This window comes from Streptomyces sp. NPDC097107 (assembly GCF_044762405.1).
Taxonomy (GTDB): domain Bacteria; phylum Actinomycetota; class Actinomycetes; order Streptomycetales; family Streptomycetaceae; genus Streptomyces; species Streptomyces thinghirensis.
Window position 1 is genome coordinate 84,211 of sequence record NZ_JBIWEF010000001.1, and the last position, 16,791, is coordinate 101,001.

Annotated in this window: 16 protein-coding genes; 11 read left to right on the top strand and 5 right to left on the bottom strand. The window is 73.7% G+C overall.

Annotated features, from left to right (window positions below; genetic code table 11):
- Window positions 1-70 precede the first annotated feature (70 nt).
- The 6 genes from cobM to cobC are packed head-to-tail and all read left to right on the top strand — an operon-like array spanning window position 71 to window position 6,439.
- Entirely contained in the window at window positions 71-931 is an 861-nt protein-coding gene (cobM, locus tag ACIQ1J_RS00435; RefSeq protein WP_403552832.1) for a precorrin-4 C(11)-methyltransferase, read from the top strand.
- Window positions 928-2,163: a precorrin-6y C5,15-methyltransferase (decarboxylating) subunit CbiE gene (gene cbiE / locus ACIQ1J_RS00440; RefSeq protein WP_403552834.1), complete on the top strand. Its 1,236-nt coding sequence runs from the start codon at window positions 928-930 to the stop codon at window positions 2,161-2,163. The genes cobM and cbiE overlap by 4 nt, the downstream gene beginning before the upstream one ends.
- Window positions 2,160-3,857 (top strand): precorrin-3B C(17)-methyltransferase, encoded by a 1,698-nt coding sequence (cobJ, locus tag ACIQ1J_RS00445; RefSeq protein ID WP_403552836.1) that lies wholly within the window; start codon window positions 2,160-2,162, stop codon window positions 3,855-3,857. The genes cbiE and cobJ overlap by 4 nt, the downstream gene beginning before the upstream one ends.
- Window positions 3,854-4,468 (top strand): precorrin-8X methylmutase, encoded by a 615-nt coding sequence (locus tag ACIQ1J_RS00450; RefSeq protein WP_403552838.1) that lies wholly within the window; start codon window positions 3,854-3,856, stop codon window positions 4,466-4,468. Before cobJ ends, ACIQ1J_RS00450 begins: the two co-directional genes overlap by 4 nt.
- Window positions 4,465-5,385 carry a sirohydrochlorin chelatase gene (locus ACIQ1J_RS00455; protein ID WP_210964187.1) on the top strand — a complete coding sequence of 307 codons (921 nt, stop codon included), beginning with the start codon at window positions 4,465-4,467 and terminating at the stop codon, window positions 5,383-5,385. The genes ACIQ1J_RS00450 and ACIQ1J_RS00455 overlap by 4 nt, the downstream gene beginning before the upstream one ends.
- Entirely contained in the window at window positions 5,357-6,439 is a 1,083-nt protein-coding gene (gene cobC, locus ACIQ1J_RS00460) for an Rv2231c family pyridoxal phosphate-dependent protein CobC (protein WP_403552840.1), read from the top strand. The genes ACIQ1J_RS00455 and cobC overlap by 29 nt, the downstream gene beginning before the upstream one ends.
- Before the next feature lie 652 nt (window positions 6,440-7,091).
- Here cobC and ACIQ1J_RS00465 read toward each other — a convergent pair.
- The 3 genes from ACIQ1J_RS00465 to ACIQ1J_RS00475 form a co-directional block, all read right to left on the bottom strand.
- Entirely contained in the window at window positions 7,092-8,048 is a 957-nt protein-coding gene (locus ACIQ1J_RS00465; protein ID WP_403552842.1) for an SCO1860 family LAETG-anchored protein, read from the bottom strand.
- Between the two features lie 186 nt (window positions 8,049-8,234).
- Window positions 8,235-9,332: an amidohydrolase family protein gene (locus ACIQ1J_RS00470; RefSeq protein ID WP_210964190.1), complete on the bottom strand. Its 1,098-nt coding sequence runs from the start codon at window positions 9,330-9,332 to the stop codon at window positions 8,235-8,237.
- Between the two features lie 44 nt (window positions 9,333-9,376).
- Entirely contained in the window at window positions 9,377-9,877 is a 501-nt protein-coding gene (locus ACIQ1J_RS00475) for a hypothetical protein (protein WP_403552844.1), read from the bottom strand.
- Between the two features lie 169 nt (window positions 9,878-10,046).
- On the opposite strand from ACIQ1J_RS00475, the gene ACIQ1J_RS00480 reads away from it, so the two are divergent.
- The 5 genes from ACIQ1J_RS00480 to thpD all read left to right on the top strand — a co-directional run bounded on the left by ACIQ1J_RS00480 (window position 10,047) and on the right by thpD (window position 14,817).
- Complete coding sequence (locus tag ACIQ1J_RS00480) at window positions 10,047-11,177, top strand: pyridoxal-phosphate-dependent aminotransferase family protein (protein WP_403553770.1); 1,131 nt, start codon at window positions 10,047-10,049, stop codon at window positions 11,175-11,177.
- Window positions 11,178-11,506: 329 nt separating this feature from the next.
- Window positions 11,507-12,022 carry a diaminobutyrate acetyltransferase gene (gene ectA / locus ACIQ1J_RS00485; RefSeq protein WP_121746344.1) on the top strand — a complete coding sequence of 172 codons (516 nt, stop codon included), beginning with the start codon at window positions 11,507-11,509 and terminating at the stop codon, window positions 12,020-12,022.
- 131 nt (window positions 12,023-12,153) lie between these two features.
- Window positions 12,154-13,425, top strand: coding sequence for a diaminobutyrate--2-oxoglutarate transaminase (gene ectB / locus ACIQ1J_RS00490; protein ID WP_210964192.1), 1,272 nt, complete (start codon window positions 12,154-12,156; stop codon window positions 13,423-13,425).
- A 90-nt stretch (window positions 13,426-13,515) separates the two neighbouring features.
- On the top strand, window positions 13,516-13,914 hold the full coding sequence (locus ACIQ1J_RS00495) for an ectoine synthase (RefSeq protein ID WP_121746346.1): 399 nt from the start codon (window positions 13,516-13,518) through the stop codon (window positions 13,912-13,914).
- A 3-nt stretch (window positions 13,915-13,917) separates the two neighbouring features.
- Window positions 13,918-14,817, top strand: coding sequence for an ectoine hydroxylase (gene thpD, locus ACIQ1J_RS00500; protein WP_210964200.1), 900 nt, complete (start codon window positions 13,918-13,920; stop codon window positions 14,815-14,817).
- 92 nt (window positions 14,818-14,909) lie between these two features.
- Here the strand turns inward: thpD and ACIQ1J_RS00505 are convergent, their stop codons facing one another.
- Together ACIQ1J_RS00505 and ACIQ1J_RS00510 are read right to left on the bottom strand one after the other, a co-directional pair.
- Window positions 14,910-15,995, bottom strand: coding sequence for an aminotransferase class V-fold PLP-dependent enzyme (locus ACIQ1J_RS00505; RefSeq protein WP_403552848.1), 1,086 nt, complete (start codon window positions 15,993-15,995; stop codon window positions 14,910-14,912).
- A 184-nt stretch (window positions 15,996-16,179) separates the two neighbouring features.
- Window positions 16,180-16,788: a DUF1349 domain-containing protein gene (locus ACIQ1J_RS00510; RefSeq protein WP_403552850.1), complete on the bottom strand. Its 609-nt coding sequence runs from the start codon at window positions 16,786-16,788 to the stop codon at window positions 16,180-16,182.
- Window positions 16,789-16,791: the final 3 nt, after the last annotated feature.

The window sequence follows — 16,791 nt, forward strand, 5'->3', positions numbered from 1 at the left end:
ATCAGAGCGCGTATCCGTGCGCACGACAGCGACAACCGCAGTAAATATGCGTAGGAAAGGACCCCATCCCATGGCTTCCGTGGCTCCCGAGGCTTCCGTTGCCGGTGTTTCCGTGGCCGACGTCTCCCCCGGCAAGGTGACCTTCGTCGGTGCCGGTCCCGGCGCCGCCGACCTGCTGACGTTCCGCGCCGCGCGTGCCATCGCCGAGGCCGACGTCGTGATCTGGGCGGCGAGCCTGGTCCAGGCGGAGGTCCTCCAGCACGCGCGCGAGGACGCGGAGATCCTGGACTCGGCGACGATGTCGCTGGAGGACGTCGTCGCCGTCTACCGGAGGGCACGGGAGGAGGGACTGCGGGTGGCCCGCATCCACTCCGGCGACCCGGCCCTCTGGGGCGGCACGCAGGAGCAGCTCGACCGGTGCGCGGAGATCGGCATCGTGACGGAGATCGTGCCCGGCGTCTCCGCCTTCTCCGCGGTCGCCGCGCTCGCGCAGCGGGAGCTGACCATCCCGGAGGTCGCGCAGTCCGTCGTCCTCACCCGGCTCGGCGGCGGCAAGACGCCGATGCCGCCCGGGGAGGAGGTCCGCGAGTTCGCGAAGCACGGCACCACCATGGCGGTCTTCCTGTCGGCGGCCCGCAGCGGCCAGCTCGTGCGGGAGCTGCTGGAGGGCGGCTACCCGACCGAGACCCCGGTGGTCGTCGCCTACCAGGCCACCTGGCCGGAGGAGCTGGTCGTGCGGTGCACGATCGGCACGCTGGAGGAGACGGTCAAGGAGCACAAGCTCTGGAAGCACACCCTCTTCCTGGTCGGCCCGGCTCTCGACGCGCACGGCACCCGCTCGCACCTGTACCACCCGGGGCACTTCCACGGCTATCGGAAGGCCGACCCTCAGGCTCGCCGGGAGCTGCGCACGCGGGGTGCGAGCACGTGATCACCGTGGTGGGGATGGGGGCCGGTGCGCCGCCCGGCGCGGACGTCGCCGCCGGTGCCGAGCTGGTCGTCGGCGGGCGGCGGCATCTGGACGCCGTACGGCTGCCGGAGGGGGCCGAGCAGGTCGTCCTCGGGGCGCTGGCGCCCGCCCTCGACACGGTCGCGGAGTACGTCGCGAAGGAGCGGGCGGTCGTCGTCCTGGCCTCCGGGGACCCGGGGTTCTTCGGGATCGTGCGGGCGCTGGCCGAGCGGTTCGGGGCGGAGCGGCTCGACGTCCGGCCCGGTGTCTCCTCCGTCGCCGCCGCGTTCGCGCGGGTCGGGCTGCCGTGGGACGACGCGGTGGTGGCCAGTGCGCACGGGCGGGAGCTGCGGACGGCGGTGAACGTGTGCCGCGCGCACCCCAAGGTCGCCGTGCTGACGGGGCCCGGGGCCGGTCCGGCGGAGCTGGGGGCCGCGCTGCGGGCCTACCCACGGGTCCTCGTCGTCGCCTCCGCGCTGGGGTCGGCCGAGGAGCGCGTGGAGCGGGTGACGCCCGCCGAGGCCGCCGTCCGTGACTGGGGGGCGGCGGTGAGCGTGGTGCTGTGCCTGGACGAGGCGCGGACGCTGGGGCCGGTGCGGACGGTCGCCGGGCCGCCGCGGCCGAAGGCCGCCGGGTGGGCGCTGGACGAGGCCGAGTTCGCGCACCGCGACTCGATGATCACCAAGTTCGAGGTGCGGGCGCTGGCGCTGGCCCGGCTCGGTCCTCGCCCCGGTGACCTGGTCTGGGACGTCGGCGCGGGCTCCGGGTCGGTCGCCGTGGAGTGCGCGCGGCTGGGCGCCGCCGTCACCGCCGTCGAGAAGACGCCGGACGGTGCAGCGCGCGTCCGCGCCAACGCCGCCGCGCACGGCGCCGACGTCCGGGTGGTGCACGGGGCGGCGCCCACGGTGCTGTCCGACCTGGACGACCCCGACGCCGTGTTCGTCGGCGGTGGCGGGCGCGAACTGCCCGCGATCGTCGCGCAGTGCGCGCGGCGGGCGCGGCGGGCCGTGGTCGTCGCCATGGCCGCGCTGGACCGGGTGCCGGCGGTCCGCCGGGCACTGCTCGACGCCGGGCTGGAGTGCGACGGGGTGCTGTTGCAGTCGTCCCGGCTCGCGCCGCTGCCGGGGGACGTGACCCGGCTCGCGGCGACCAATCCCGTCTTCCTGCTGTGGGGCGTGAGGCCGCACAGCCGTACCGAAGGAGTTGCCCCTTGATCGGCCTCATTTCCGCCACCGCGGCGGGAGCGGCCGCGCGGGACCGGCTGGCCGCGGCGTGGCCGGCCCGCACGCGCGTGTACGAGGGTCCCGTCGCGGACGCCGTACGGGCCGCGTTCGCCGAGTGCGAGCAGCTCGTGTGCTTCCTGGCCACGGGGGCCGTGGTCCGGCTCGTGGCGCCGTTGCTGGACGACAAGCGGACCGATCCCGGTGTGGTGTGCGTCGACGAGGGCGGGCGGTTCGCCGTGTCGCTGGTGGGCGGCCACGGGGGCGGTGCCAACGAACTCGCCCGTGCGGTCGGCGAGGTGCTGGGTGCCGAGCCGGTGGTGACGACCGCGACGGACGCCGTCGGGCTGGCCGGCCTGGACACGCTCGGGCTGCCCGTGGAGGGCGACGTCGCCGGGGTCTCGCGGGCTCTGCTGGACGGCGAGCCGGTCGCGCTGCGGTCGGAGGTGCGGTGGCCGCTGCCGCCCCTGCCCGTCGCCGGGGAGGGGGCGTACACGGTCCGGCTGACGGACCGTCTGGTGGAGCCGGCCGAGGGCGAGGCCGTGCTGCGTCCGCCGTCCCTGGTCGTCGGCGTCGGCGCCTCCAGGGGGGCGCCGGTCGACGAGGTGCTCGGGCTGGTCGAGGCGGCGCTGCGGGACGCCGGGCTGTCCGCCGCGTCGGTCGCGGAGCTGGCCACCGTGGACGCCAAGGCGGAGGAGCCCGGGATCGTCGGGGCGGCCGAGCGGCTCGGTGTGCCCCTGGTGACGTACGCCGCCGGGGAGCTGGCGGGAGTGGAGGTGCCCAACCCCTCCGACGCGCCGCTCGCGGCCGTGGGCACGCCGTCCGTCGCGGAGGCGGCGGCGCTGGTGTGCGGCGGCGAACTCCTCGTGCCCAAGCGCAAGTCGGCGGCGAGCCCCGCCATGGCGACCTGTGCCGTCGTACGGCGGCCGGGGCGCGGGCGGCTCGCGGTGGTCGGGCTCGGGCCGGGCGCCCGGGACCTGGTCACGCCGCGCGCGCAGGCGGAGCTGCGGCGGGCGTCGGTGCTGGTCGGCCTCGACCAGTACGTCGACCAGATCCGCGACCTGCTGCGGCCCGGCACACGGGTCCTGGAGTCGGGGCTCGGCGCCGAGGAGGAGCGGGCGCGGACGGCGGTCGAGGAGGCCCGGCGCGGGCACGCCGTGGCGCTGATCGGCAGCGGGGACGCCGGGGTGTACGCCATGGCCTCGCCCGCCCTGGCGGAGGCGTCCGACGACATCGACGTGGTCGGGGTGCCGGGTGTGACGGCGGCGCTGGCGGCCGGGGCGATCCTGGGTGCGCCGCTCGGCCACGACCACGTGTCGATCAGCCTGTCCGACCTGCACACGCCGTGGGAGGTCATCGAGCGGCGGGTGCGGGCGGCGGCCGAGGCCGACATCGTCGTGACGTTCTACAACCCGCGCAGCCGGGGCCGCGACTGGCAGCTGCCCAAGGCGCTGGCGATCCTCGCGGAGCACCGGGAGCCCGCGACGCCGGTCGGGGTCGTGCGCAACGCGTCGCGCGCCGACGAGTCCAGCCGCCTGACCACGCTCACCGCTCTCGACCCGGCGACGGTCGACATGATGACGGTCGTGACGGTGGGCAACACCGCGACCCGGGAGATCGCCGGGCGCATGGTGACGCCGCGCGGCTACCGCTGGCAGGGGACGTCGTCCCAGGAGGAGCCGAAGTGAGCCGTGTCGTGCACCCCATCGAGCAGGAGTCCTTCCGGCGGCTGCGCGCCCGGCTGGACACCTCGCACTTCCCGCCGCTGGCCCGGGCGGTGGTGGAGCGGGTCATCCACTCCGCCGCCGACCTGGAGTACGCGTCCGACCTCGTCATGGACGAGGGCGAGCTGGCGAGGGCGCACGCCGCGCTGCACGCCGGGGCGCCGGTCGTCGTGGACGTGGAGATGGTCGCGGCGGGGATCACCCGGCGCCGGACCGTGTGCCGGCTGAAGGACGCCGTCGCCGGTCCCGGGCTGACGCGTTCCGCGCACGCGATGCGGCTGGCGTACGAGCAGGTCGGGCCCGGCGCGCTCTGGGTGATCGGCTGTGCGCCGACCGCGCTGGAGGAGTTGCTCACCCTCGACGCCTCGCCCGCGCTCGTCGTCGGGCTGCCCGTCGGCTTCGTCGGGGCGGCCGAGTCCAAGGCCGCGCTGCGGGTCAGCGGCCTGCCCGCCGTGAGCAACGTGTCCGAGAAGGGCGGTTCGGCGGTCGCCGCGGCCGCGCTGAACGCCCTGTTGTACCACCCCACTCCGTACGCCGATCCGTACGCCGATTCGCACTCCGAGGAGAAATCGTGACCACCCCCCCGCCCGCCCTGCTCATCGCCGGACACGGCACCCGGGACGAGGCCGGAGCCGAGGCGTTCCGCGACTTCGTGCGTGAGCTGGGCCGCCGCCACCCCGAACTGCCCGTCGCGGGCGGCTTCATCGAGCTGTCCCCGCCGCCGCTGGGCGAGGCGGTCGCCGAGCTGGTCGAGCGCGGTGTGCGCCGGTTCGCCGCGGTGCCGCTGATGCTGGTGTCCGCCGGGCACGCCAAGGGCGACATCCCGGCGGCGCTGTCCCGCGAGAAGGAGCGGCACCCCGGCATCTCGTACACGTACGGGCGTCCCCTGGGCCCGCACCCGGCGCTGCTGCGGGTGCTGGAGCGGCGGCTGGCGGAGGCGGTCGACCCGTCCTGGGACCCCGCCGGGGTGACCGTGCTGCTGGTCGGGCGCGGGTCGACGGACCCGGACGCCAACGCCGAGGTGTTCAAGGCGGCACGGCTGCTGTGGGAGGGGCGCGGGTACGCGGCCGTGGAGACGGCGTTCGTGTCGCTGGCGCGGCCGGACGTGCCGGGCGGCCTGGAGCGGTGTGTGCGGCTGGGGGCGCGGCGGGTCGTGGTCCTGCCGTACTTCCTGTTCACCGGCATCCTCCCGGACCGGGTCCGGCACCAGACCGAGGAGTGGGCCGCCGCGCACCCGGAGACGGAGGTCCGGTCGGCCGACGTGATCGGGCCGGAGCCGGAGCTGCTGGACCTGGTGTGGGAGCGGTACGAGGAGGCGGTGAAGGGCGACCTCCGGATGAACTGCGACTCGTGCGTGTACCGGATCGCGCTGCCGGGGTTCGAGGACAAGGTGGGACTGCCGCAGCAGCCGCACTTCCACCCCGACGACGACGGCCATCACCACCACGGGCACCATCACGGGCATGGACACGCCCACTCCCATGCACACTGAGGCCGCCGGTCCTGATCTGCGGCACCACGGGGACGCCGAGGTCCGCGACGACGGCTCGGCCCTGGTGGACCTCGCGGTGAACGTCCGCGCGGACACGCCCCCGGCCTGGCTGCGCGAGCACGTCGCCGCCTCGCTCGGCTCCCTCGCGGCCTACCCGGACGGGCGGGCCGCGCGGGCGGCGGTGGCGGCGCGGCACGGGCTGCCGGTGGAGCGGGTGCTGCTGACGGCGGGTGCGGCGGAGGCGTTCGTGCTGCTGGCGCGGGCGCTGAAGGTGCGCCGGCCGGTCGTGGTGCATCCTCAGTTCACGGAGCCGGAGGCGGCGCTGCGGGACGCGGGGCACACGGTCGACCGGGTGCTGCTGCGGGAGGCGGACGGCTTCCGGCTGGACCCGGCGGCCGTCCCGGAGGACGCCGACCTGGTGGTGGTCGGCAACCCGACGAACCCGACGTCGGTCCTGCACCCGGCGGCCACGGTCACGGAACTGGCCCGCCCGGGGCGGACGCTGGTCGTGGACGAGGCGTTCATGGACGCGGTGCCGGGCGAGCGGGAAGCGCTGGCGGGGCGTACGGACGTGCCCGGACTGGTCGTCCTGCGCAGCCTCACCAAGACGTGGGGGCTGGCCGGGCTGCGCATCGGATACGTCCTGTCGGCCCCGGATACGATCGCCGGCCTGGAGCGCGCGCAGCCGCTGTGGCCCGTGTCCACGCCCGCGCTGGCGGCGGCCGAGGCGTGCGTGGCCCCCCGGGCGCTGGCGGAGGCCGCCCACGCCGCCCACCGCATCGCCGCGGACCGGGGCCATCTCGTCGCCGGGCTGGCCAAGTTCACGGACGCCGGGCTGCGCGTCGCCGGTCCCGCCGAGGGCCCCTTCGTCCTCGTCCGCCTCCCGCACGCCGCCGCCGTACGCCACCGGCTGCGCGGCCTCGGCTACGCGGTGCGGCGCGGGGACACGTTCCCCGGGCTGGGCGAGGAGTGGCTGCGCCTTGCGGTACGGGACCGGACGACGACGTACGGCTTCCTGCGCGCCCTGGGGCGGGCGTTGGCGGAACCGACCTGACGAGGCGGCCGGCCCTGCCCCGGAGGCGACCCCCTCCACACCCGCAGCCACGCCCGGCCGGACCACCGGGGGCGGCGACGCCGCCGGAGCCCGCACAAACCCGGCTCACCCCGGCCCGGCGCACCTGCGCGGGCCGGGGACCCGCCAGACCCCGAACGCCCCGGCCAGGCCCCTGGCCCGCACGCCCGTGCGGTCGCCGGCCGCACGCCCGAGGCGGGCCGGAAGCCACGCGACCGGACCACATCCGAAGACCCCCTCCACACACAGCCACGCCCGGCCGGACCACCGGGAGCGGCGAGGCCGACGAAGCCCGCACAAACCCGGCTCACCCCGGCCCGGCGCACCTGCGCGGCCCGGGGACCCGCCAGACCCCGAACGCCCCGGCCAGGCCCCTGGCCCGCACGCCCGTGCGGTCGCCGGCCGCACGCCCGAGGCGGGCCGGAAGCCACGCGACCGGACCACATCCCGAACCACCGGCACCACCGGCCCCCGGCGCGCCTGCGGAGCCGCGCCCCCGTTCGGCTCCGGTCCTCCCTCCGCTCCGGCTCCGGGCCCATAACCCGCCCCGTCCGGGCCCGTCCGGCCCCGGCAGCCACCCGCCCGGCCCCCGGCAGGGTTCGCGCCGGCCTCCTGCGGTCAGGCGCGCCTACGGTCAGCCGTGCCTGCGGCGGGTCAGGACCAGGGCTCCGCCGCCCGCCAGGACCAGGGCGGCAGCGCCTGCGGCGATGTACGGGGTCGCCGAACCGCCGCCCGTCTCGGCCAGGTCCGCCTCGGCTCGGGACCCCTGGGCCTGCACGTCGGCCGCGGGTTCCGCGTCCGGCTCGGCGCCCTGTCGCGCGGGCGGCTCCTCGGCCTTCGCCGGCGGCTGCGAGTCCCCGGCCGCCGGGGCCGCCGGGGACTCGCAGGTCGCCTTCGCCAGGGTCACGGTGCCGTCGACCTCGGCGACGTTCAGGTCGAGGGGGTTGACGGACACCTTGAGTTCGAGAGCGGTGGCGGCGGCCGTACGGGACGTGGTCTGCGTCCTGGAGAGGTCGAGCCGTACCTCGCCGACGCCGGGCACCTTCACCTCCGTCGTCCCGCCGGTGGTCAGCGTGACCTTCTTGCCGAGGACCGTCACCGCGCCCAGCAGGTTCGCGTCGGCGACCGGCTTCTTCCCGGCCTCGCAGGTCGCCACGGAGGTGACCTGCTCGACCTCGACCACCGACAGCAGTGGCAGACCGGGGACGTGGAGCCTGGCACGGACGAGGTTGGTGTAGCCCTCGCTCTTCGCCGCGGTCGCGGTCGCCCCGGACTCGGCCACGTCGGCGCGCAGGACGCTGAAGGGCTTGCCGCCGTCGACGCCGTCCAGCCGTGCGGTCAGCGCGGTCTTCCGGGCGGTCGCGGGCGCGTGCACCTCGTTGAGGGTGACCGCGAGCGGGACGTTCACGGTCTTGTTGAGCAGGGAGACGTCGAGCCCGGTGCGCAGGACGGTGGCGCTCGCGCGGCCGTGGTCGCCGGTCGCGTGTGCGGTGCCCGCGCCGGCCAGCACCGCGGGACCGGCGGCCAGGGCCGTGGCCGCCGCGACGGTGACGAGGCGGCGTGCGGGCATGCGGAAGGTGTTGCCGTTCAAGGTGGTGGGACCCCCAGTGAGACATGCGTGCGGGACACGCATGAGCGACATGCTTGGGACCCGGAAAGAATGTCCCCGCGCACACCGAACCGTCAGCGATCCCGGGGCACTTCACCCCTTCGTGGGGTTTCCGCGTGCCTATTCGAATCTCCGGGCACGGTTGTTCCCCGGCCTCACCCGCGTCGGCTAACCGACGACCCGCCCGTTCAGCACCACCCGGCGCGGAGCGGCGAGCACGCGCACGTCCGCGCGCGGGTCCTCGTCGAACACCACCAGGTCCGCCGGCGCACCCTCGTCCAGGCCGGGACGCCCGAGCCAGCTCCGGGCGGCCCAGGTCGTCGCGGCGAGCGCCTCGACTGGCGGGATGCCGGCGGTGACCAGTTCCGCGACCTCGGCCGCCGCCAGGCCGTGGGCCAGGGAGCCGCCCGCGTCGGTGCCGACGAAGACCGGGATCCCGGCGTCGTAGGCGCTCCGTACGGTGTCGTAGCGGCGTTCGTGGAGCCGGCGCATGTGGGCCGACCAGCGCGGGAAGCGGGACTCGCCGCCGTCGGCCAGCGCGGGGAAGGTGGCGATGTTGACGAGGGTGGGCACGATGGCGACGCCCCGCTCGGCGAAGAGCGGGATGGTGTCGTCCGTCAGGCCCGTGGCGTGCTCGACGCAGTCGATGCCGGCCTCGACCAGGTCGCGCAGGGAGTCCTCGGCGAAGCAGTGCGCGGTGACGCGGGCACCCAGCCGGTGAGCCTCCGCGATGGCCGCCTCGACGGCGCCGCGGGGCCAGCAGGCGGACAGGTCGCCGAGGTCGCGGTCGATCCAGTCGCCGACCAGCTTCACCCAGCCGTCCCCGCGCCGGGCCTCCTGGGCGACGTAGGCGACGAGGTCGTCGGGCTCGACCTCCCAGGCGTAGTTGCGGATGTAGCGGCGGGTGCGGGCGATGTGCCGGCCGGCCCGGATGATCTTCGGCAGGTCCTCGCGGTCGTCGATCCAGCGGGTGTCGGAGGGGGAGCCCGCGTCGCGGATGAGGAGGGTGCCCGCCTCGCGGTCGGTCAGCGCCTGCTTCTCCGCGACGTCCTCGGGAACCGCCCCGTGCTGGTCCAGGCCGACGTGGCAGTGCGCGTCGACCAGGCCGGGCAGCGCCCAGCCCTCGACGGTGCGGACGTCGGCGGCCCCGGCGGGGCGGTCGTACGAGATCCGGCCGTCGATCACCCACAGCTCGTCGCGGACGTCCTCGTCCCGCGGCCCGACGAGCACCCGACCCTTGACGTGCAGCACCGTGCGATCGCTCATGTCCCGCACCCTAGACCGGTGCCGCGGGGTGTTCGAAGGCCCGGTCACCGGCCGCCCTCGCGAGTGGCGGCGCGGGCGCGGAGCTCGGTCGTGTACCCGGCCGCGACGGCGCCCGCCACGGCGGTCAGGGCCAGGACGGCGACGCCGGGGTTGGCGTAGCCGGGAATGTCGGCGGAGTCGTAGCCGTCACCGTCGGCGGTCTCGCAGCGGAAGCCGAGGGGCAGGAGGGAGGCGTCGTAGTCGATCACCCGCTCGGACAGCTCCGGGGACACGCCGGTACGGCAGGGCCCCATCGGCGCGGAGCCCGTGCCGCCGTCCTCCGCCTCCGTGACCGCGAACCCCACGCACAGCGCGCCCCAGACGTACAGCAGGGCGGCCGCCGCACCGGCACACCCCGCCAGCACGCGGAAGCCCCCGCCGGGGCGGACGGGCGCGGGAGCGGCCGCGAACGCCTCGGGGGCGGGGCCGGCGTACGTCCCGGGGCGGCGGGCGAGGACGACGGCGGTCACGACCGCGACGAGGACGAGCAGCAGGAGAACGGACACAGGCCCGAGTCCATCAGCCGGACGATCACCATCGCTGTGGCGGAAGCCACAATTCCGGGCGTGGGGGTGTCGCAACGGATGCCCTCCGGCGCGAGTGGCGGCAGGGGCCGTGGTTACTCTCGAGTCCGTACGTGCCGTACACCTGCCCGTGAGCGAAGAGAGCAGCACAGTGACCCACCCCTTCCTGGACCTCGCCCCGCTGAGCGCCGGCCGTTTCGCCGCGATCGAGGACCGGGTCGCGCGCCTGCTCGGCACCGGCCAGGACGTCGTGATCATGCAGGGCGAGGCACTGCTGCCGCTGGAGGGCGCCATCCGCGCCGCCGCGGGGCCGGGCACCGTGGCGCTGAACGTCGTGACGGGGCCGTACGGGCAGACCTTCGGGAACTGGCTGCGGGACTGCGGCGCGATCGTGCACGACCTCTCCGTGCCGTTCCACACGGCCGTCTCCGCCGAGCGGATCCGTCAGGCCTTCACCGAGCACCCGGAGATCGACTTCGTGTCCCTGGTGCACGCCGAGGCCGCGACCGGGAACACCAACCCGGTCGCGGAGATCGGCGAGGTGGTGCGGGCGCACGGCGCGCTGTTCTACCTGGACGCCGTGGCCTCCGTGGGCGCCGAGCCGGTGCTGCCGGACGCCTGGGGCGTCGACCTGTGCGTCATCGGCGCGCAGAAGGCGATGGGCGGCCCGGCCGGCGTGTCGGCGGTGTCGGTGAGCGAGCGGGCGTGGGCGCGGATGGCCGCGAACCCCAGGGCGCCGCGCCGGTCGTACCTCTCGCTGCTGGACTGGAAGGAGCGCTGGATCGACGGTGGGCGCAAGGCGCTGCTGCACGCGCCGGCGCAGCTGGAGATGCTCGCGCTGGAGGCGTGCGTGGAGCGCGTCGAGGCGGAGGGCCTCGGGACGGTGATGGCGCGGCACGCGTCGGCGGCGGCGGCCACGCGGGCCGGCGCGCTCGCACTGGGCGGCGGTCTGGAGCCGTACGTGTACGAGGCCGAGGACGCGGCGCCGGTCGCGACGACGCTGCGGGCGCCGGCGGGCGTCGACGCGTCCGGGCTGGTGGCCCGGGCCCTGGAGTCCGACCCGGCGCTGCCGCTGGCCGCGGGCGGGGGCGCGCTGGCCGCGGAGATGATCCGCGTCAACCACTACGGTCCGGACGCGACGCGCGGGGCCGTGCAGGGCTGCCTGGCGGCACTGGGTGCCGCGCTGGCCGAGCAGGGGCTGAAGGCCGACCTGGAGGCGGCTCGGCGAGCCGTCGAGGACGCCTGGGACCGGCCGACCGGACCCGACCTCTCGGAAGCATGAATTCAGCGGAATTCCCGAAGCTCACACAAACAGAATTAAGTAATTACACTCAGCACAGCTTCCCGTATTCTTCTGCCCGCTTTCCGGGGACCTAAACACAAAGATTTCACGAACCTCGATCCTCGCATTTCGGGCACGTCTCGCACGGGTTACGCGATTGTGACCCGATCCACATGCTGACCGTTTCGTGGCGTATGACCCGGTCAAACCCCGACATAACGCCGCCTTCTCGCGCGGAAGCACGCGCACGCGTGATAACACAGAACGCGTCCATACGTAACCCCATCCGGCGATGCAATTTTGAATTTCGCTGGGTAAATTTAATTTGCATGACTGCCGCGCAAGCAGACCTGCAAATCGACCGTCCGAGAGTGGCCGACGGGGCCGCCCTGTGGCGGATAGCGAGGGATTCGAAGGTCCTCGACCTGAACTCGTCCTACAGCTATCTGCTCTGGTGCCGGGACTTCGCCGCCACGTCGGCCGTCGCCCGGGACGGGCACGGGGTGCCGGTCGGCTTCGTCACCGGATACGTACGCCCGGACCGGCCGGACACGCTGCTCGTGTGGCAGGTGGCGGTCGACGAGGCGTACCGTGGTCGAAGGCTGGCCGCCGCCCTGCTCGACGGACTGGCCGCCCGGACCGTCGCGGAATTGGGACTGACCACCCTCGAGACCACGATCTCGCCCGACAACACCGCTTCCCAGCGACTGTTCACCTCGTTCGCCGAGCGGCACGGCGCCCGACTGGAGCGCGAGGTGCTGTTCGACACGGACCTCTTCCCCGACGGGCCGCACGAGCCCGAGGTCCTGTACCGCATCGGCCCGCTGTCCGCGACCGCCGGCTGACCGACCGGCCTCCCGCACGGCCGGGCACCCCTGGCCGTCCGGCCCCCAGACTTCCCGGCCGGGACCGCACCGGTCCCCCGGATCCGTACGACCTTCCTCTCCCACCCTCACCCAACGAGGAGCGATTCGTCGTGACCATCACCCAGCCCGACCTCAGTGTCTTCGAGACCGTCGAGTCCGAGGTGCGCAGCTACTGCCGCGGCTGGCCCACCGTCTTCGACCGTGCGCTCGGCAGCCGCATGTACGACGAGGACGGCCACGAGTACCTCGACTTCTTCGCCGGAGCGGGCTCGCTCAACTACGGGCACAACAACGCCGTCCTGAAACGCGCGCTGATCGACTACCTGGAGCGCGACGGCGTCACGCACGGTCTCGACATGTCGACCACCGCCAAGCGCCGCTTCCTGGAGACGTTCCAGAACCTGGTGCTGCGTCCGCGTGACCTGCCGTACAAGGTCATGTTCCCGGGCCCGACGGGCACCAACGCCGTGGAGTCCGCGCTGAAGCTGGCACGGAAGGTGAAGGGGCGCGAGTCGATCGTGTCGTTCACCAACGCCTTCCACGGCATGTCGCTGGGCTCGCTCGCCGTGACCGGCAACGCCTTCAAGCGGGCCGGCGCCGGCATCCCGCTGGTGCACGGCACCCCGATGCCGTTCGACAACTACTTCGACGGCACCGTCGAGGACTTCCTGTGGTTCGAGCGACTGCTGGAGGACCAGGGCTCCGGCCTCAACAAGCCGGCCGCCGTGATCGTCGAGACCGTGCAGGGCGAGGGCGGCATCAACGTCGCCCGGCCCGAGTGGCTGCGCGCGCTGTCCGAGCTGTGCCAGCGCCAGGACATGCTGCTCATCGTCGACGACATCCAGATGGGCTGCGGCCGTACCGGCGCCTTCTTCTCCTTCGAGGAGTCGGGCATCACGCCGGACATCGTCACCGTCTCCAAGTCCATCAGCGGCTACGGCATGCCCATGGCGCTGACCCTGTTCAAGCCCGAGCTGGACGTCTGGGAGCCGGGCGAGCACAACGGCACCTTCCGCGGCAACAACCCCGCCTTCGTCACGGCGACCGCCACGCTGGAGGCGTACTGGGCCGACGGGTCGGCGATGGAGAAGCAGACCCGCGCCCGCGGCGAGCAGGTCGAGCAGCACATGATCGCCATCACCGAGGAGAACCTCGCCGACGTCAAGGAGTACCGCGGCCGCGGCCTGGTCTGGGGCCTGGAGTTCCACGACAAGGACCGTGCGGGCCGGATCGCCAAGCGCGCCTTCGAGCTGGGGCTGCTCATCGAGACGTCCGGCCCCGAGAGCGAGGTCGTCAAGCTGCTCCCGGCGCTCACCATCACGCCCGACGAGCTGGACGAGGGCATGAAGACCCTCGCGCGGGCCGTGCGCGAGACCGCCTGACACCACCACTGCTTCCGGCGCCTTCGGCCCGTGCGGCCGAAGGCGCCGGGGACCCTTGCACACCCTTCACCTAGGAGGCATCGCAACACCGTGATCGTCCGTTCGTTCAAGGAGATCGAAGGCACCGACCGGCACGTGAAATCGGCGTCCGGCACCTGGGAGAGCAAGCGCATCGTCCTCGCGAAGGAGAAGGTCGGCTTCTCCCTGCACGAGACGATTCTGTACGCGGGTACGGAGACGTCGATGTGGTACGCGAACCACATCGAGGCCGTCGTCTGCACCAAGGGCGAAGCCGAGTTGACCGACCGCGAGACGGGGAAGACGTACACCATCACGCCGGGCACGATGTACCTCCTCAACGGCCATGAGCGGCACACGCTCAAGGTCAAGGAGGACTTCCACTGCCTCTGCGTCTTCAACCCGCCCGTGACCGGACGGGAGGATCACGACGAGAACGGCGTCTACCCGCTGCTCACCGAGGAGGTGTGAGTCATCGTGACCACGACCACGAACGTCACCGATCTCTATCCCACCCGCGGCGCCACCGAGGTGGCGACTCCCCGGCAGGACCCGGTCGTCTGGGGCTCCCCGGACACGCCCGGTCCCGTCTCGGCCGGTGACCTGCAGTCCCTGGACCGCGACGGCTTCCTCGCCATCGACCAGCTCATCGGGCCGGACGAGGTCGACGTCTACCGGCGCGAGCTGGAGCGGCTCACCACCGACCCGGCCATCCGCGCGGACGAGCGCTCGATCGTGGAGCCGCAGTCCAAGGAGATCCGCTCGGTCTTCGAGGTGCACAAGATCAGCGAGGTGTTCGCGAAGCTGGTTCGCGACGAGCGGGTGGTCGGCCGGGCCCGGCAGATCCTCGGCTCGGACGTCTACGTCCACCAGTCCCGGATCAACGTCAAGCCGGGTTTCGGGGCCAGCGGCTTCTACTGGCACTCGGACTTCGAGACCTGGCACGCCGAGGACGGCCTGCCGAACATGCGGACGATCTCGGTCTCGATCGCGCTCACCGAGAACTACGACACCAACGGCGGTCTGATGATCATGCCGGGGTCGCACAAGACGTTCCTCGGGTGCGCGGGGGCCACGCCGAAGGACAACTACAAGAAGTCCCTGATGATGCAGGACGCGGGGACGCCGTCCGACGAGGCCCTGACGAAGCTGGCCTCGGAGTACGGCATCAAGCTGTTCACCGGCAAGGCCGGATCGGCGACCTGGTTCGACTGCAACTGCATGCACGGGTCGGGCGACAACATCACGCCGTTCCCGCGCAGCAACGTGTTCATCGTGTTCAACAGCGTGGAGAACACCGCCGTCGAGCCGTTCGCGGCACCGATCCGTCGGCCGGAGTTCATCGGCGCGCGGGACTTCACTCCGGTGAAGTGACCCGCAACTGAACTCGGGCAGGGGCCTTTTCGTGTGGGACGGGAGGCCCCTGCCCGATGCCGTCCCGGACCGGCCGTCCCGGACCGGCCGTCTCAGTCCGCCAGCACGTCCAGCAACCGGTCGACGTCCGCCGCCGAGTTGTACACGTGGAACGCGGCCCGCAGATTGCCCGCCCGGTCCGAGACCTGGACGCCGGCCCGGCCCAGCTCGCCCTGCCGGTGGCCGAGTCCGGGCACGGACACGATCGCGGAGCCCGGCGCGGGCACCGGCTCGTGGCCGAGCGAGCGCACCCCCTGCCGGAACCGGTCGGCGAGGCCGGTGTCGTGGGCGTGCACGGCGTCCACGCCCAGCTCCTCGATCAGGGCCAGGGAGTGCCGGGCACCGGTGTAGGAGAAGAGGGCCGGGCTCTCGTCGAAGCGCCGTGCGGAGTGCGCGAGTTCCTCGACGGGTCCGTAGCAGCTGTCCCAGGGACGCTCTCCCGACGCCCACCCGGCGAACAGCGGTGTGAGTCCGCCGAAGTCCTCCGGTACGACGAGGAAGGCGACGCCCCGGGGAGAGAGCACCCACTTGTAGGCCACGGCGGCCACGTAGTCGAAGTCGCCGGCGGCCAGCGGCAGCCACCCGTTGGACTGGGAGGCGTCGACCAGCGTCCGCGCGCCGTGCGCCCGGGCGGCGTCCCGCAGCGCCGCGAGGTCGGCGATCCGTCCGTCGGCGGACTGCACGGCACTGACCGCGACGAGCGCGGTGTCCGGGCCGACCGACTCGGCGATCCGCTCCAGCGGCACGCTGCGCACCTTCAGGTCACCGCGCGTGTGCAGGGGGTTCACCAGAGAGCTGAAGTCGGCCTCCGCGGTGAGGACTTCGGCACCCGCGGGCAACGAGGCGGCGACGAGCCCGCTGAACGTGGCGACCGAGGCGCCGGCCGCGACCCGGGTGGCGGGCACCCCCACGAGCCGGGCGAAGGCGGACCGGCACGCCTCGACGTCGGCGAACATGTCGAGCGGCTGCCCCTCCGCCGCGGACGCCGCCGCGTCACGCATCGCGACGAGGGTCCGGGCGGGAAGCAGGCCGGTACTGGCGGTGTTCAGGTACGTGGTCCTCGGGGCGAACTCGGCACGGACGAGGTTCTCGAAGCTCTCCATGGCACCACTGTGCGGCCCCTCGTCCTCCCCGTCCATCGCGTATTTCTACGCGGTTCCTCCAAGCAACGCTTATGTACGGGCCCTCACCTGGAGCTCTCGGCCCCCGGCACCGCACAGCCGTCGGGACCGCACGTCTCCGCACCCCCGCCGTCGACCGGCTTCAGGTGCGTGCGCCCGCCCCACGCCTGGGTCATGCCGGGCGAAGACCCCTCCGGTCGCGTCAGCCGCCGTCGCGCAGGTCCGCCGGCCAGGCCGGCCGGAACTCCAGGTGGTCGTACGTCACCACGCACCCCTCCCCCGTCGGCGCCTGCGCCAGGAAGCCGACCAGCGCCGCGCCGGTCTCCTTCTCGTCGCCCAGGGTGAACAGCCGGACGAAGGTCCAGCGCTCGCCGTCGAGGGAGGCGTGGAAGGCGAAGGCCCGCCCGGTGCGGCTGACCCGCAGCCAGACGGAACTTCCCTCCACCGTGAAGGAGTTGCAGTCGTCGGAGTGCCCCCGGGTGACCACCGTGCAGACGGTGGGCACGTCCGGGGAGTACTCCAGGCACAGCTTCGCCCAGGCCCGCTCGCCGACGTGGACGTAGAGGACCCCGGCGTCGAAGGCGCCGTTGAACCCGACCGTGACACGGGCGATCAGCTGGAAGTCCCCGTCGGGGGCGCCCAGCAGCCGGGGCGCGTCGGAGGCGGGCTCCAGCGCCTCCCCCGTCGGCGGCACGAACCGGTCCTGCCGGGGGCCGGCCGATCCGGTGAGGACGCCGTCCTCGTAGGACCAGCTGCTGTCGGGGCCGTGCGGGCGGAGGGGGAAAGGCAGTTCGGGGAGTTCGAGATCCATGGC